Annotated in this window: 13 protein-coding genes; 10 read left to right on the top strand and 3 right to left on the bottom strand. The window is 31.6% G+C overall.

What is annotated here, in order from left to right; translation table 11 throughout:
• Window positions 1–2 precede the first annotated feature (2 nt).
• Window positions 3–362 carry a DUF1801 domain-containing protein gene (locus U0D62_RS23295; RefSeq protein ID WP_322289764.1) on the bottom strand — a complete coding sequence of 120 codons (360 nt, stop codon included), beginning with the start codon at window positions 360–362 and terminating at the stop codon, window positions 3–5.
• Window positions 363–514: 152 nt separating this feature from the next.
• Between U0D62_RS23295 and U0D62_RS23300 the strand changes: the two genes are divergently transcribed.
• The 10 genes from U0D62_RS23300 to U0D62_RS23345 all read left to right on the top strand — a co-directional run bounded on the left by U0D62_RS23300 (window position 515) and on the right by U0D62_RS23345 (window position 12,763).
• Window positions 515–4,333 carry a M48 family metallopeptidase gene (locus U0D62_RS23300; protein WP_322289765.1) on the top strand — a complete coding sequence of 1,273 codons (3,819 nt, stop codon included), beginning with the start codon at window positions 515–517 and terminating at the stop codon, window positions 4,331–4,333.
• A gap of 182 nt (window positions 4,334–4,515) precedes the next feature.
• Complete coding sequence (locus U0D62_RS23305; RefSeq protein WP_322289766.1) at window positions 4,516–6,435, top strand: lipoxygenase family protein; 1,920 nt, start codon at window positions 4,516–4,518, stop codon at window positions 6,433–6,435.
• Between the two features lie 80 nt (window positions 6,436–6,515).
• A complete protein-coding gene (locus tag U0D62_RS23310; protein ID WP_322289767.1) occupies window positions 6,516–7,241 on the top strand; it encodes a DUF6090 family protein in 726 nt (241 codons plus the stop codon).
• Between the two features lie 342 nt (window positions 7,242–7,583).
• Window positions 7,584–8,195, top strand: coding sequence for a hypothetical protein (locus U0D62_RS23315; protein ID WP_322289768.1), 612 nt, complete (start codon window positions 7,584–7,586; stop codon window positions 8,193–8,195).
• Between the two features lie 78 nt (window positions 8,196–8,273).
• Window positions 8,274–8,567, top strand: coding sequence for a winged helix-turn-helix domain-containing protein (locus U0D62_RS23320; RefSeq protein WP_322289769.1), 294 nt, complete (start codon window positions 8,274–8,276; stop codon window positions 8,565–8,567).
• 57 nt (window positions 8,568–8,624) lie between these two features.
• Window positions 8,625–9,092 (top strand): hypothetical protein, encoded by a 468-nt coding sequence (locus U0D62_RS23325; RefSeq protein ID WP_322289770.1) that lies wholly within the window; start codon window positions 8,625–8,627, stop codon window positions 9,090–9,092.
• Between the two features lie 301 nt (window positions 9,093–9,393).
• Window positions 9,394–10,050 carry a DUF1361 domain-containing protein gene (locus U0D62_RS23330; RefSeq protein ID WP_322289771.1) on the top strand — a complete coding sequence of 219 codons (657 nt, stop codon included), beginning with the start codon at window positions 9,394–9,396 and terminating at the stop codon, window positions 10,048–10,050.
• Between the two features lie 64 nt (window positions 10,051–10,114).
• Entirely contained in the window at window positions 10,115–11,470 is a 1,356-nt protein-coding gene (gene creD, locus U0D62_RS23335; RefSeq protein ID WP_322289772.1) for a cell envelope integrity protein CreD, read from the top strand.
• A gap of 106 nt (window positions 11,471–11,576) precedes the next feature.
• Window positions 11,577–12,170 carry an RNA polymerase sigma factor gene (locus U0D62_RS23340; RefSeq protein WP_322289773.1) on the top strand — a complete coding sequence of 198 codons (594 nt, stop codon included), beginning with the start codon at window positions 11,577–11,579 and terminating at the stop codon, window positions 12,168–12,170.
• A gap of 92 nt (window positions 12,171–12,262) precedes the next feature.
• On the top strand, window positions 12,263–12,763 hold the full coding sequence (locus U0D62_RS23345; RefSeq protein ID WP_322289774.1) for a DUF192 domain-containing protein: 501 nt from the start codon (window positions 12,263–12,265) through the stop codon (window positions 12,761–12,763).
• Between the two features lie 70 nt (window positions 12,764–12,833).
• Here the strand turns inward: U0D62_RS23345 and secDF are convergent, their stop codons facing one another.
• The gene (gene secDF / locus U0D62_RS23350) at window positions 12,834–15,860 is read right to left on the bottom strand and encodes a protein translocase subunit SecDF (protein ID WP_322289775.1); all 3,027 of its coding nucleotides are present in this window, start codon (window positions 15,858–15,860) and stop codon (window positions 12,834–12,836) included.
• 180 nt (window positions 15,861–16,040) lie between these two features.
• Window positions 16,041–16,661: a hypothetical protein gene (locus U0D62_RS23355; protein ID WP_322289776.1), complete on the bottom strand. Its 621-nt coding sequence runs from the start codon at window positions 16,659–16,661 to the stop codon at window positions 16,041–16,043.
• Window positions 16,662–16,810 lie beyond the last annotated feature (149 nt).

Consider the following 16,810-nt stretch of genomic DNA (forward strand, 5'->3'; position numbering starts at 1 on the left):
GGTTATTTCCAAAACTTCTTACCTCTTACTTTATAAGCATCTTGTAAGACTTCTATTAAAATAGTGTGGTCTATTTCTTCAATACTTCTGTATCTAAGGGATTTCATTACTTTACGTCCTGCTGTTGTCATATGATCTAAATGCACTGTAAGATGAGCTGCATTCCAGAAACCAACATCTACATAATCTTTTGCAGCATTGAGATAACAAAATGGTTTACCGTCAATATAATAAAAGGGGATTTTATATTTATATAATAGTTCTACTGATGGTATTGTTGTTTCTATAAGCACTTGTAACTGTAGAAGAATCGTTTTAAACTTTTCTGGTTGATTAAGTATATATGTTTCTGCAGGATTCATATTTCAAAAATACATTTATAATTAAGTTTTTATATCAAATAATGTATCTACTCTTTTGAATTTAATGGAGAAAAATCATAACTGGTTTGGTAACATTTTCCTAGGTTAAGACACATACCTATACTAATCACCTGAAAATCTAAGTTTTTACTATGGAAAATTTTTATGAAAAAATCTCTACCAAAATACCTGAGAATCTAACTAAACCCAGTACTTCTTTTAAAAAACACGTATGGTTAGCTATGGGAGGACTAGTTCTTTTTGTTATTGCCTATATAGCATTGTCTTGGTGGTTTGGGTATACCTCGTATAGATTGTTTTCTGATTCGCTAGCGGGAGGAAAAAATTCGTTTTTGAACTTTTTACTTGCTCTTCCTAACCTTTTTCTTTTCATTTTCATGATTAAAGCCTTGTTTTTCATAAAGAAAGGAGGGGATCCTAATCAAAAAGAAATCACAGAAAAAGAGGAACCTATTTTATTTAATTACCTCCATCAACTTGCAGATGAAGCTGGTGCTCCTCGCCCACATAAAGTATTTCTTTCTAGTAGAGTAAATGCGAGTGTGTCATATGATCTTTCTGTATTAAATCTCTTTTTTCCTTCAAAGAAAAATCTAGAAATAGGGATTGGTTTAATCAATGTTTTAAACTTAGGAGAGTTCAAAGCCGTATTGGCACATGAATTTGGACATTTTGCTCAACGCTCTATGTTGGTGGGTCGTTGGGTATATATGGCACATCAAATAGCAGCTCATATAATTGGACAACGAGATATTTTAGATAAATTTCTAAATACTATATCATCTGTAGATATAAGAATAGCTTGGATTGGCTGGATACTTTCTATAATTGTTTGGTCTATAAGGTCTCTTATTGAGATTTTCTTTAAAATCGTTCTTGTTGCGCATCGAGCACTTTCTAGAGAAATGGAATTTAATGCAGATTTAATCGCAGTTTCTTTAACAGGTAGTGATGCCTTAATACACGCTTTACATCGACTCCAAGCAGCTGATGATGCTTATGACAAATCTTTAGATATGGTAAACATAGCACTAACTAACAAAAAAGCTGTAGTCGATATGTTTGCTTTGCAGAATAATGCTATTGAAAGAATGCGATATATACTTAATCAAAAAGATTATGGTGCATCTCCAATAGTTCCAAAAGAAAATCCAGAAAATAACAGGGTCTTTACTTCCAAACTTGCAAATCCCCCTAAAATGTGGGCTACGCACCCAGCAGATCACGATCGAGAAAACAATGCCAAAAAAGTATATATAAATGCCTTTATTGATGAGCGTTCTGCTTGGAGTCTCTTTAAAAACCCTGAAGGTACCAAGAAGAGAATTACAGCTGAGCTAATAGAAACTGCTAAAGTTGAAACAACTCCATTATCTACTGAAGAAAGTATTGAAGAACAAAATAAAATTTTCAATAAAGTATATTACAATCCAAAATATAGAGGAGTTTATTTAGATCGATCTTTTTTCAGAAATTATGAGAATGCTAATGATATATATTTATTGAACCATTCTTTTAAGAATCTAAAAAATGAGATTACCTCTTTATACCCAGAATCTCTTAATGAAGATTTAGAAATACTTAAAACGATTAATGAAGAGCAAGTTTTACTTACAGCTCTGAAAGAAAAAATTCTTACCGCCCCTGGAGGTGTAATCATGTACCGTGGTGAGCAAATTTCTAGAAAAGATCTTCCAGAAGTTATCAAAAAAGTAGACAAAGAACTTATCACAGCAAATGATAAAGTAATATCTCATGACAAATTAAGTAGAACAATTTCACTCGAAGCTGCAAAACAAGCTGGAAACGGATGGGATAAATATCTTAATAATTTATCTGGGATTTTACATTTTACAGAACATACCAGAGCAAATGTAGAAGATGCAGAAAATGTTCTATACAATGTACTTAATGTTGTTATGGCTGATGGAAAAGTAACATCATCAGAACTTGATAGATTATTACGAGCTGCCAATGATCTACGTGGAGTACTGAGTAAAGCCTTTACTAATAGTAGAAGCATCGAACTCTCAAAAGAATTTCTAGATAAACTAGAAACAACAAGTTGGCAAGAATACATTGGTACATTTGATCTTGTTCATGCCGATAGGGATAACATTAACAAATGGATGGAAGTAATTGAGAGCTGGACAGGAACTATAAAATCTGCTTTATCTGCACTTAGGTCCATTGCACTAGAAGATCTTCTTAAAAGCGAGGAATATGTCAATAATCTAGTATTATCAGAACAAACCTCCGATATGTTTCCTCCAAAACTTTCTAATCTACCAGAAAAATACAATCTATTAATACCAGGAAAAGAAAGGCCTATTCAGAAAAAATTAGGATGGTGGGATCGTTTTCAAACAGCAGATGGATTTTTTCCTTCTATTGTAAAATTAATAGTCGCAGCTTTGGTTGTTGGAGCTACTGTCTTTGCAGGTGGTTATATTGGAACCTCATCATTAGCTATTTATAATGGTTTAGCAAAAGATGTAATCGTGTATGTTGATGATAAAGAAGTTAAATTATCTCCATATTCTTCTGAAAAAATAGATCTAATTACTTCAAATGGAATTTCTATAAAAACGGTTTCTTATGATGATCAAACAGAAATAGAAGCATTTACACCAAATACTGAATCTGCATCTAAAACCTATGTATACAATATTGCAAATGCAGCGACCTTAGTTAAATGGACTGCTTTTTATGGAGGGATTTCATACAATGATAACAAATATTTAGGCACTTCTCGATGGAGTACAACCAATGCTGATTATGTTTTTGAAGAACCACCATCATCAGTTTCTACAAGAGGTGGATCTACCACCAGGGATGTTCTGGAAGCCTATAGTGATCTAGCTCCCCAAACATTACTGAATATGGTTAAATCAGAAGATGATATCAGTCCCATGGTTCTGGCTCACGCTAAATGGGATGACAGAAATTCTATCCACATTATGACTTGGTTAACATTAGCCCAAGAAATGGAAGAATTTAAAACTATCCTTAAAAAGAGATTAGATCAAAATCCTGAAGATACTATGCTCTTAAGAATGCTTCAGGAAAGCGCAACTGGAGAAACAAAAACAAAAGTTTGTAACGATCATACTGATCTTGCAAATGCTAATCCTGATAATGGTAATTATTTTTACCTCAAAACTCGTTGTATGGAAGATGGGATAGCACAAAACAACGCTTTTAAGAATGGTCACAAAAAATGGCCCGATAATCCTTGGCTAGCTTTTGCATCAGGCTATGCTTTTGCTGAAGATAAACAATGGAAAGAAGCTGAAAATAGTATGAAGATTGCTATTAGTAAAGAACCAGCCCTTAGTTATTATATCAGCATTGATCTTAAACGAATTCAGAATCTTTTAGATAGAAATGAACAAACTTCTTTAAAACGTGATTTTAAAATAGATTATCTGGATTATATTGAAAACCTTAAAACAGAAAGTGTGGAAGTCAGAAATTCTCCTGATTATGCATATGTCTTATTAAATAATGGCGAACTAAAAAAGGCTATAGTTCATGTACAAAATGATAATTTATATGACTTCTTTATAAGACAAGCAGCTGCTTCAGACAATGCAAATCAAGATATTATAGAGACAGCTTTATTATTGGACAACGAAAAAGGAATCGATGGCTATTCTATATGGTCAGCATTAGGACTTGCTGCAAAAAAGAATAAAAACCCAGAAAAATTCAGATCTAAAGTAAAAGAATTATATCCAGAATATGAAAATCTTATATATGATTTTATAGGTCTTGTAAAAAACAAAAGTATCAAAGAAGCTGAAACAAAATTACAGGAAATGAATCCCTTTGAATTGGGTTCGTTTTATGCAATGGGGACCGTAATTCTAGGTAATCAAGCTCCCAAACATTGGAGAAAAAATGCAAAAAGATTGTTATTTATCACAGAACGACCTTATTTTGATTAAGTAAAACTTAAAAAAATCAGGTAGTCAAAACACCAATGACTACCTGATTATCAAATATTTCCACATAAAAACACGTAATAATACGCTTACATAGTACATTACTCTTTATTACATTTACATAGTATCATTTTTTTAATTAGAAATGATCAAAGGGCTTATTTATCATCACAAATCTCTTTATTATGGATGTAATTCTGGCAATTATCGGAGGTATTTTGCTTATACTACTACTATGGTATTTGTATCGAACCTATATAAAAAAAGAAAAATCGATCCGTCATTTACCTTTGCAAAGATTAGGTTTTCATCACGTCCCTGCTTATCCTATTATTCTAACAGAAGTTTTAGAAACTTTACTCAATCTTGCTGCTAGAGAAAGAGAAATAAGTCAAGCAAAATCTGGGCTTTCAGAAATGTTTACAATTCAAGGATATTTTGCAAATGCATATTCATTTGTCTTTGGAAAAACTAATAATGATGAAAGAGAAAAGGAATTACTTAAATTTAGAGGAGAAGTCAAAAAAAATAATTTCCGACAGTTTAAAAACTCAGCGTTTGTAAAACGTAAATTAACATTTGAAAGTAATTCTAGTATTGCATCAAAACAATCTTTAACAAATTTATCTTTAGATAAACCAAGTCAGTTTTCTTTGTCATGGACCACTTTTGGTAACATATTTAGAAATGCTTCTGAAAAACTACTCCCAATATGGACAAAAACTATTTCTAACGCTGAAGAGGCTACAAAACAATTTTTTCCAACTATCGCCAAATATGGCGCTGCTTATAATTTGCTAATACTTCAAAAAGTAACAGATAAAAACCTATCAGAATATAGAAATGCTTTTCCTAAGCAATGGACAGAAGAAATGGACCTCCTCTATAAAAAGGGAAATTTATATGTCATAGATTTTAGAATTTATGCGACTCTTGAACCTCAGGAAGCTAAAGGATCAGAACGATTTACACCTACAACTTTTACCTGGTTAAAACAAAATTCAAAAACAAAAGAACTTAGACCATTCGCCATATATGTATCAGGATACAATGGAAATCATCAACAATTTTATGATATTAACACAACTACTGAATCTGCCTGGTTATATGCTTTACAAGCAGTTAAAACATCAGTTACAGTTTATGGCATATGGTTAGGTCATGTGTATCATTGGCATTTAGTTACTGCATCTATGATTATGACCATGTTCAATAATATCTCAAAAACTCATCCTATTTATGAGATCCTGGCACCTCAATCTAAATATATTATAGGTTTTAATGATGTTCTAGTGCTTCTTTGGGAAAAAATAGCACCACCAACCTCAATAAAGACACCTTATCAATTCCTAGAGCTTATCGATAACTTTGCAAAAGACCGTACTTTTTTTGATGATGATCCAACCAATACTTTAAAAAAACTTGGTTTGTCAAAAAGAGATTTTACTGTTTCAGAACCTTGGGATATGTATCCAATTATTGGATATCTTTTAAAAATTTGGGAGATTGTAAAAGAGTACACCTACATTTTTGTAGAAAACACATACATAAGTAATGAAGCTGTTAAAAAAGACACCGAATTACAAGCCTGGATTGCCGCCGCCGGACAAAAGGAAAATGGAAATATTAAAGGATTACCCAAAGTTGATACCAAACAAAAGTTACAACAAATACTCACAAGTATTTTATATAGAATTACTGCGCACGGATTATCAAGAATGGATAATACAGCTAATCCCGCTTTAACCTTTGTCGGCAACTATCCTCCTACTCTACAAAGTGCACATATTCCTGAACCTTCAAGTACATTTTCAACAGAAGAGTTACTTCAGTATTTACCCAATACCGGTACAATAGGAGAAATGATTACTTTCTACTACACTTTTGTAAATTCTGCTCCTTATGAACCTTTAATACCCGTAACCGGAGCGGATGAGGATCTATTTTTTAGCGGTGGAGGAACCGACGCCAGAAATATAGCTTTGGCCGATTTCCGAAATAAATTAACTTCTTTTATTAAACAATATACAATAGAAAATAAAATACCAGACCTGCCTCCTAATATGCCACAAATTCATCAGTGGCCTATGAATATTGAAACCTAAAAAGATCTAATCTTTTTAGGTTTCAATTTCAGTTAAAAAGTTTTACCTATTTTTAGTAACTACAAAAAAGGTAATTACTTATGGCGAAAATCTTTAGAAACATTCGACAGAACTCTTTATTATCAAATAGATTTTCTAAATACCTCTTTTATGCAATTGGTGAAATCATACTTGTAGTCATAGGAATTCTTGTCGCAGTACAGATTAATAATCTAAATGAGTCCAGAAAACAAGCTAAGGTTCTTAAAAGCATCTTGAAGAATGTTTCGTATGATCTGGTTACTGATACAACGATTGCAGGAAATTATATAAAAACAGAAGAAGAGGTTATTATTCATAGTAATCGTATTTTAAATAAAGAGATTAATCTTTCTAATTTTAAAGAATGTCGCCCTTGTGCCAGTATTGTTACTACGTACAGACCTTTGTATATTAATACCAAAGGATATACACAATTAAAAAATTTGATTGATGAGAACTCAGCGCAAAAAGATTCTCTAATTATAGACATCGTTCAGTTTTATGATATTTTTTCTGGTCTTATTAATGATAGTAACACTATGCTAAAAAACGAAGCATTAAAAAATGTTAGTGATTTTCAACAATATGACTGGTTTGTAGATTGGACCCAAGGAAAGTATAATGAAGAAATGATAGCCTATTTTGCTGGTAGTGAAGATTATCGAAAAAGAGTAGCTGCATACAACCTTTTGGCAGAAGGAAATCACCTTGCTCGTTTAAAACTTTATCATCAAAACGCTTCAGAAATACTGAAATCTATAGACAAAAGGATTAAAAAAGAGTAATCCATTCACAATTCTATCCTTATTGGGTCTAAACCCGTATTATGCATTAGAAAATTTATTACAATTTTCAATTACTTCAAATACTGACGTTTCACTTCGTTTTTTAATCTCATCATAGCGGTGCTATAATGAAATCAAGAAAATAACAGTATTTATTGTACTCAAAAACTTCTTGACAAAGTTCTAATGCATAATCCGAGTAAAAATAATATTTGCACAATTCAATATTTTAATTTTACTTTGTATTTCAAAGTACTTTTAATAATATGATTTATTTATATATAACAATTCCTTTGTATTAAACAGTACTTAACCCACTGACTTGAGATAAAACCAGGCATTATGAGTACAGAAGATTATTTAAAAGACATTACCGAGATCAAAGACATGATGAATAAATCATCACGCTTTTTTTCTTTAAGCGGTTTATCAGGGATATTAGCAGGCATTTATGCTTTAATAGGCGCTGCAGTGGCATACTATCTTGTAAGTATTAGTGGAAGAGATTATTTAATCCTTGATGGAAAAATCTTTAACTATATACTACTTGATTTAGTAATTGTCGCCTTTCTTAGTGTTTTGACTGGTATCGCTCTTAGTATACGAAAGGCGAGAAAGAATAATGAAACATTATGGAATGGTACTTCCAGAAGATTGCTTGCAGCCTTCTTAGTTCCTCTTGTTACAGGAGGGATTTATATTATAATCAAGATTTTTAGCAATCATTATGGCCTCACAGGTTCATTGATGCTTATCTTTTATGGATTAGCATTAGTCAATGCCTCAAAATATACAATTGGTAATGTAAAATATTTGGGATATATAGAAATTGTATTAGGTTTGATCTGCGCAATTTATCCCGGTTATGGTTTCTGGTTTTGGGTATTGGGATTTGGTGTTATGCACATTGTGTATGGAAGTTTAATATATTTTAATGAAAACTCAAATACTTAATAATTGAATTGAAATAGCTAACAGTTTGAAGCTTTCACAATCAACTAATTAAATCCTGAAACAAATTCGGGATAGCAAATGAAAAATATAATAGGTAATATAAATAAAGCTTTTGATCATCGCATCCGATTAGGGATTATGTCTATATTGATGGTAAATGAACATGCCGATTTTAAGAGTTTAAAAGAACTGTTAGGTGCTACTGATGGTAATTTGGCAAGTCATACCAAAGCACTGGAAAAAGAAGAATATATCATTGTAGAAAAATCATTTATAGGTAGAAAACCTAACACAAGATATAGCGCTACAAAAAAAGGAAGAGAAGCTTTTAAAAAACACGTAGAAGCTATTGAAAAATTACTGAAACAATAAAAAGAATATTTTTTTAATCATTTTACTTTGAATTTCAAAGTACTTTTAAATCATCAAATGAGAGCATTTATTTTAGAAACAATTTATGAATGGAGCAAGACACCATATCAAAGGTGGTTTAAAAAGAATCCTCCCTGGGAAATGACAACAAAAACTTTGATTCAATTCCCTAAGGATAGTTTAGGATTTCATCTGGGATGTTTTTTGCTTAAACATAATTTTAGCCCTCAACCTAAATTAGAAAACCATGATGTTTTTCACGTTTTGACAGATACTGGTACATCTGTACCCGAAGAAATATCTATGCAGTATTACCTTCTTGGAAATGGCAAACGTAGTATCTATCTATTTATGGTAATTCTACTAGGCACAATACTCTATCCTGATAAACTATTACTGTTTAAAAGAGCCTATCAAAAAGGAAAAGTAGCTTATCCATTTCATCAATTGGACTATCAAAAATTATTACACAAATCCATAGAAACAATTCGAACAACATTTTTAATCTCATCAATATGCAAATAGTTCAATCAATTAATAAAAAAGCCCTGATGTTAGCGTCCATAAGTTTTCTATTAGGCACTATTATACTTTTATCTTACTTCCTCATTGAATCAGAAACCTTTCTGATTATCGGGTTGTTTTATGTGTTAGTAACACTGGTATTAAACGGTATGACACTTATAGGTTTACTTGTCAATTCTGTTATAAACTATCAATATTACAGAGAAAACATCACTACCATATTAATCTTCTTACTTAATATACCAATTACAGCCGGGTACCTTTTCCTAGTTTTCAACAACCCTTTTAAACATAATTTGATATGATCAATATACTAAGCAAGCAACTGCCTTTTATTAAAGGGTTTGTTATTTCCGTCACCTTTAGTATTCTTCTGTTGTTTACTAGAATTATAAAAACCGATTCTGGATTCTTCCTATTTCTGGTATGGAACTTATTCTTAGCCTGTATCCCTTATGCCATCACAATGATTTTAAGTTTTAGAAAAATAAACAATCTATTATTCTGGACAGGTTTTATCATATGGCTGGCGTTTCTGCCCAATTCACCTTATATCCTAACCGATTTACAACACATTAGATTAAGCACGTTACAATCAGTTTGGTTTGATGTATTACTAATACTTTCTTTTGCCATTAATGGGTTGATTATAGGGTTTGTCTCCTTAAAAATGATGCAAAAACTACTTGTACAACGATTTTCTAAAACCGTTACAGATCTTATCACTTATCTCATACTACTGTTATGCGGGTTTGGTATCTACCTGGGTAGAATATTACGATGGAATAGTTGGGACATTCTACAACACCCTTTAGATATCCTGGCAGATATAGCAAAAAGAATATTGTTCCCAATACAACACCTCAATACTTGGGCATTTACTATAGGCTTTGGTGGTTTTCTAATCATTACCTATAGGCTATTTATCATTTTAAAAAAAATCGAAATTAAATCTTAAAACAACACTTTATTTCTCTTTCAAAAAGAATCATAAAATACAATCACTATAAAATTTTTAAACTATGGAAACGCAAAAACAAAAAAAGTCATTTGGTCAATGGATAAAAACTTCTATCACTATTAGAATGCTAATGGTTGGTATATTAATTCTAGTACTCCTTATTCCGTTATCTTATATTAAAAATCTAATACAAGAAAGAGCATATAGGCAAGAAGAGGTTGTAAATGAAATTAATCAAAAGTGGGGAAACGAAGTTTTATTATATGGTCCCATACTTAAAGTTCCTTATCAAGTACATAATCTCAAAAAAATCTGGGATGATAAGACCAAATCATATTATGAAGAAGATCTAATCTCCACAAAATATGCTTTCTTTTTCCCTAACACTCTAGACATAAAAAGCAATATCGAATCTGAAACACTAGGTCGTAGTATTTATGAATCAGTAGTATACTCTGCCGATATGAAAATAAAAGGTTCTTTTACCACTCCCAGTTTCGAAATTCAGGATATAAAAGACGAAGATATCTTGTGGAATAAAGCAACCATTATAATTAATTCTACCAATCTTAAAGGAATAAAAAGCAATCTCGATTTAAAAATCGGATCAGATTCATACCCATTAAGATCACGATATTCTCAAAATTCATACACCAATACTTTAGAGACTAAGTTTCTTAAAGAACACTCACTCCCAAAAGAAGGTGCTATTAATTTTAACCTTGATTTGATTATTAACGGAAGTGAACAATTAAGATTTATCCCTATTGGAAGAGAAACCAAGGTTTCTATGAACTCTAACTGGGCTTCTCCAAGTTTTAATGGCAATTATTTACCAGAAACAAAAACCAAAGAAATTACAGCATCAGGTTTTAAAGCCACCTGGAAAGTTTTGGAAACCAATAGAGAATTTGAACAAGAGTTCTTTGGAGAATTACCACAAATTAATTCCTCTGCTTTTGGAGTAAAATTATTGATTCCTGTAGACGAGTATCAAAAAAGTGAACGTGCTACAAAGTATGGATACCTTGTAATTGCTCTTACTTTTTTAGTCTTCTTTTTAATCCAAACGATCAGTAAAATAAACATTCATCCTTTTCAATACCTTATGATAGGGTTGGCATTAACCATGTTTTACACATTACTTATCTCTATCTCTGAGCATTCAAGTTTTCTACAAGCATATGCTATTGCTGGTATAGCTGTGGTATTACTAATTTCTATGTATTCTAAGGCTATTCTTAAAAGTTTTAAATTCATGGGATTCATCGCTGCTTCACTAGCTGTTTTATACACTTTTATATTTGTTATCATTCAGTTAGAAAATTATGCACTTCTAGTAGGAAGTATTGGACTCTTCTTAATATTAGGAACAATTATGATGATATCACGCAAGATTGATTGGGGGAATTATTAAAATCAATTATGAAATATAGAGTATTGTCTGTTGGGCAATACTCTATATCCTATCCTTATTATAAAAATATATCACATCAAAAAATCATCAATAACATTCTCTGTTTATGGTAGACTTAAACAACAATATCATCATAGGAATTGGAAAAGGGGATTCAGGAATATTAAAAGCTTTTTACAAAAAGAATATGCCACACATCAGAATGTATATACTCAAAAACTCTGGGTGTGAAAAAGATGTGGAGGATGTATTTCAAGATGCACTAATCATTATTTATCAAAAAATTCATTTAGGTACTTTAGAAATAAGTACCACCATCCATTCTTATTTTTATGCTGTCGCAAAAAATATTTGGTACAATCAACTACGAAAAAGAAAGAAACTCCTTTTTGATAAAAGGTTTATTGAGCTTTTTGACAGAGGGAATAATGATTCTATTATTGACAAAATAAATCTTAAAGAAAAGTATGGTTTGTATTATAAATATTTTCTACAATTAGATACATCTAGTCGTCAATTACTACATCTATTTTTTGAAGGAAAAAGTACAAACGAAATTTCTAAAATCATGGGATATACTAAAGCATATACTCGTAAGAAGAAATTTAAAGCAAAGAAAAAGTTATTAGAAATGATAGAAAAAGATCCTGCATATCATGAATTAGCAAGCAACCACATCTTTTTACAAGCTGTTTCATAAAATCGCGTTGGTTAGTTAGTGATGAAAAGTCGTACTTCGTATTTTTGAAGTGCGGCTTTTTTAGCTACTTTCGTTTTTTAAAAATTTATATAATGATAAAGAATAAATATCCACTCATAATAGCTCTTACTGCTTTTAGTATCTTTTCTTGTAAAACAGATCCTAAAAATGAAAAATTAGTTATTCAAGAGGTGACATTCACCAAAGAAGCAGAGCTCTCTCTTTTTAATCTGAAAGATTCCATTGTAAATCCAATCACCAAACTTGATATCGAAATTGCAGATGATGATTACCAGATACAAACTGGTTTAATGTACAGGAAATCTATGCAAAATAATCAAGGGATGTTATTCATCTTTTCAGAAGAAACTCCTCGCTCTTTTTATATGAAGAATACTGAGTTTGCTTTGGATATTATTTTTATAGATGCTAATAATAAAGTAGTAAGCATCCAAAAAAATGCAAAACCTCTTGACGAAAGTTCTTTACCTTCAGAAGGGCCTGCTCAATATGTTTTAGAAGTAAATGCAAAACTTACTGATACTTGGAATTTACAAAAAGGAGATTCTATTTCATTCTCTAAAATAAAATAAAAACATATTACTTAAATAAAAAAACCGTGCGATATCGCACGGTTTTTTTTTATTATTCATTGAGAAAGAATTACTTCTTCTCTTCTTCAGTTTCTTCTTTAACTTTTAAACCTACTTTACTTACAGTGTCATACATTACTGGCGTTGCAATAAATAATGAAGAATACGTACCTACTAACACACCTATTATTAATGAGAACATAAATCCTCTAAGTGGTTCTGCAAATATAAATATTGCAATAAGTACTAATAAAGTAGTTAAAGACGTATTTAATGTACGACTCAATGTACTATTCAATGCACCATTAATATTTTTACTCAATGGCCATGTTGGATGATCATTAAAGAATTCTCGAATTCTATCAAATACAACCACCGTATCATTCAATGAGTAACCAATCACGGTAAGAATAGCAGCTATAAATGCCTGATCAATCTCCATATTAAATGGCATAAATTTATATGTCAAAGAGAATACACCAAGTACTAATAATACATCATGGAATACAGCACTTACTGCACCTAAACTAAACTGCCATCTTCTAAATCGTAATAAAATATATAAGAACACCACAATTAATGATCCTAATACAGACCAGAAAGCAGCTTTCTTAATATCATCTGCAATAGTCGGTCCTACCTTCATCGAAGACATTACCCCTACTTGCTTGGCTTCATCTCCATCAGAGAACTTCTCATAGGTTAATCCAGCCGGGAGATATGATTTTAATGCATTAAATAATTTATTAGAAACTTCAGAATCAATATCAGTTCCTGTTTCATCAATCTTATATTTGGTAGTAATTTTTAATTGGTTATTTGCTCCTAAGGTTTTTGCCTCGGCACTTCCAAACTCGGCTACCAAATCTTTTTCTACAGTAGTCGGTACCACATCTTCAGCAAAACGAACAGTATATGTTCTACCTCCAACAAAATCTACACCTTGATCTAATCCTTGAGTAAATAATGATCCAACACCAACAGCAATAATAATTCCTGAAATTACATAAGCTATCTTACGCTTCCCTAAGAAATTAACACTCACATTCTTAAATAGGTTCTTAGTAAGGTTTGTAGAAAACGCTAGCTCTTTTCCATTTTTACCATATCCATCGATAAATAATCGAGTTACGAATATTGCGGTAAATAATGAAGTAAGAATACCTATCAATAATGTAGTTGCAAAACCTTTAATAGGTCCTGTACCAAAGAATAATAAAATTAAACCGGTAAGACCAGTAGTAATATTTGCATCTAATATTGAAGACAATGCATTTCTAAATCCATCTTTAATAGAATCAGCCTGAGACTTACCTTTGGCAAGTTCTTCTTTAATTCTTTCAAAAATAAGTACGTTCGCATCTACAGACATACCAATTGTCAATACAATACCAGCGATACCAGGAAGTGTTAATACAGCTTTTAATCCTGCCAATACTCCAAAAATAAATAAAATATTCACTACCAAAGCAACATCTGCAAATGCTCCTGCTTTACCATAGTAAAAGATCATCCAGATAAGGATTAATACTAATGCAATTGCAAAAGACATAACTCCACTATCTATAGCTTCTTGACCCAATGAAGGTCCTACTACTTCACTCTGGATAATATCTGCAGAAGCTGGTAATTTACCCGCTCTTAATACATTTGCTAAATCTTGCCCTTCTTCAATAGTAAAATCTCCACTGATCTCACTTCTTCCTCCACTAATAGGTCCAGAAGTTACTCCTGGAGCAGAGTATACTATATTATCCAGTACAATGGCAATTTGACTTCTATTGGTAAATGCATTACCTGTCATTTCTTCCCATTTCTTAGCTCCTTTACCATCCATTTGCATAGTAACGGTAACTTCTCCTACCTGGCTATATTCTTGTCTTGCATCAGTGATTACACCACCACTAAGCTGTGGTTCATTATCACGATTACCTTTGATTGCATATAGATCAATAAATTCTGAATCTTTCTTAGGTTTACCCCAAGCAAACTTTACAAAACGTTGTTCTGCTGGTAATAAAGCTCTAACTTTAGAATCTCTAAGATAGTTACTAAATTGAGCTGTATCTTTTGCTGCAATAGTAACAAGAACAGGTTGTCCTTGTGCACCAGGTGCCACCATTAAGTCAAATAATGGATTTACCTGCTCCTCTACTTCTACAGAATCTTCAGCACTCTCTAATAAGTTTTCGATAGCTGCATCTGCATCAGTTTTTGTAGTATCAACTTGTGTAGAATCTGCAGTAGCTTCTGTTATCTCGCTTTTCTCTTCTACTTCAGTTTTAGTCTTTTTTGCTTTTTCTGCTTCTTGTTTTAAAAGATTATTTGCTTGAAAAAGGAAAGAAGAAAGCTCTTCAGACTTATATACATCCCAAAACTCTAATTGTGCCGTACTCTGTAATAGTTTCTTTACACGATCAACATCTTTGGCTCCTGGTAATTCTACCAAAATACGTCCAGATTCTCCTAAACGCTGAATATTTGGTTGTGTAACACCAAATTTATCAATACGCTTACGCAGTACTTCGAAAGCCGAAGTTACTGATTCATCAATCTTTCTTTTTAGAACTGGTTTTACCAGATCATTAGTCATATCATAAGTGATATCATCACTTAGATTTTTATTTGCAAAAATATCCGGAGATGCTAATTTTGCATCTGGAATTTTTTCAAACTCAGTAAAGAAATCTTCAACGTATGTATTCTGACTATTCTTCTGTACTTCGTCTGTAGCAAGTAAAGCCTGATTAAATGATGGATCTTTAGAACCATTAGCCAAACCTTTTAAAATATCCTTTACAGATATTTGAAGAATCACGTTAATACCTCCTTTAAGGTCAAGACCTTTATTAAGTTCTTTATCTTTTGCATCAACATAAGTAATACCAGCAAAAATTGGATCTTTTCCAATTGAATCCAAATAGGTACGTTCTGCTATTTCTCTTTGCTTAGAGTCTTTTGCTTCAGGATACTTTTGTTGTGCGTAAACTTCAGCTTCTTTTTCTTTTGTATAAGTTAAATACGTATATGACAATTGGTATACACATACCAATCCGAACAATATCGCAAATACTCTTACAAGTCCTTTATTTTGCATTAGTTGTTTGTTTTGAGTCAAACCTGATATTTAAATTCGTGATCACTATAATCACTCTTAGGTTTGACAATTATTTTTAAATATTAATTAGTGTAATAAGCTTTATCATACTATATATGATAAGCTATCGTAAAGGTTAATTGATTTTTTAAAGAAATCTCTTTAAAATCCCGATCGTAATTAAGAAGTTGGACCGGCTCGTACTTCTGGAGTGTTATGAGAAGTGTTGTCTATTGCTATTGCAATATTTCTATTTATTTTCTGGGCGACTTTTACAAGCCTATCTATGTCATCATAATCAAATTCGACACCAAAGCTATGAGGATTATAATTAGAATACCCATCTTTTTCTTGCTGTATTTCTAATACATATAAACCATTAAAATCAGTTTCAAAATCTGTACTTTTTTGGATTTCATAAACATCAAGATTGTAATCTTTTACGTTTTTATCGGTCGGAAGTTCTTTATCACCCTTATTTTGATCATAAAAAACATGATCAAGCGCTATACTTTGTCCTTCAGAAAGTATTCTTTTAATATAGGTGACATCTGCATCACTATAGTAAGCTATTTTAAGTTTCCCGTCTTCTAAATCCCTTGATATTCTAGTGTTTTTTACTCCTATTGATTCCAATTGTTTTTTTACAATTGTTATCGCATTTTGAGCTTCTGGAGAAGATACATCGGCGTTAACAAACTCTAGAACTATCTCTTGATTAGGTACAACGACTTGTTGCTGGATTACAACAAGTAATGCCAGCGCAGTAATTAAAGTCCCGAAGTACCATTTTTTAGACATGCCGCAAATATAAAAAAATTAAAACTACATTTCTAAAGTCTTTGCATAAATATCACCGGTTGATCTTAAACACTTATAACGATCTAAAAAGATAACCTATAAAATTTCTATTATTCATCTATCTATTTAAAAAACAAAGAACTGTCATA

This window comes from Aquimarina callyspongiae (assembly GCF_034322225.1).
In the GTDB taxonomy this organism is placed as follows: Bacteria; Bacteroidota; Bacteroidia; order Flavobacteriales; family Flavobacteriaceae; genus Aquimarina.

Coding starts and splice junctions, on each gene's coding strand:
- U0D62_RS23310 (WP_322289767.1), top strand. CDS start 6,516: ATGGCGAAAATCTTTAGAAACATTCGACAGAACTCTTTATTATCAAAT.
- secDF (WP_322289775.1), bottom strand. CDS start 15,860: ATGCAAAATAAAGGACTTGTAAGAGTATTTGCGATATTGTTCGGATTG.
- U0D62_RS23355 (WP_322289776.1), bottom strand. CDS start 16,661: ATGTCTAAAAAATGGTACTTCGGGACTTTAATTACTGCGCTGGCATTA.
- U0D62_RS23340 (WP_322289773.1), top strand. CDS start 11,577: ATGGTAGACTTAAACAACAATATCATCATAGGAATTGGAAAAGGGGAT.
- U0D62_RS23300 (WP_322289765.1), top strand. CDS start 515: ATGGAAAATTTTTATGAAAAAATCTCTACCAAAATACCTGAGAATCTA.
- U0D62_RS23330 (WP_322289771.1), top strand. CDS start 9,394: ATGATCAATATACTAAGCAAGCAACTGCCTTTTATTAAAGGGTTTGTT.
- U0D62_RS23315 (WP_322289768.1), top strand. CDS start 7,584: ATGAGTACAGAAGATTATTTAAAAGACATTACCGAGATCAAAGACATG.
- U0D62_RS23320 (WP_322289769.1), top strand. CDS start 8,274: ATGAAAAATATAATAGGTAATATAAATAAAGCTTTTGATCATCGCATC.
- U0D62_RS23305 (WP_322289766.1), top strand. CDS start 4,516: ATGGATGTAATTCTGGCAATTATCGGAGGTATTTTGCTTATACTACTA.
- U0D62_RS23325 (WP_322289770.1), top strand. CDS start 8,625: ATGAGAGCATTTATTTTAGAAACAATTTATGAATGGAGCAAGACACCA.
- U0D62_RS23295 (WP_322289764.1), bottom strand. CDS start 362: ATGAATCCTGCAGAAACATATATACTTAATCAACCAGAAAAGTTTAAA.
- U0D62_RS23345 (WP_322289774.1), top strand. CDS start 12,263: ATGATAAAGAATAAATATCCACTCATAATAGCTCTTACTGCTTTTAGT.
- creD (WP_322289772.1), top strand. CDS start 10,115: ATGGAAACGCAAAAACAAAAAAAGTCATTTGGTCAATGGATAAAAACT.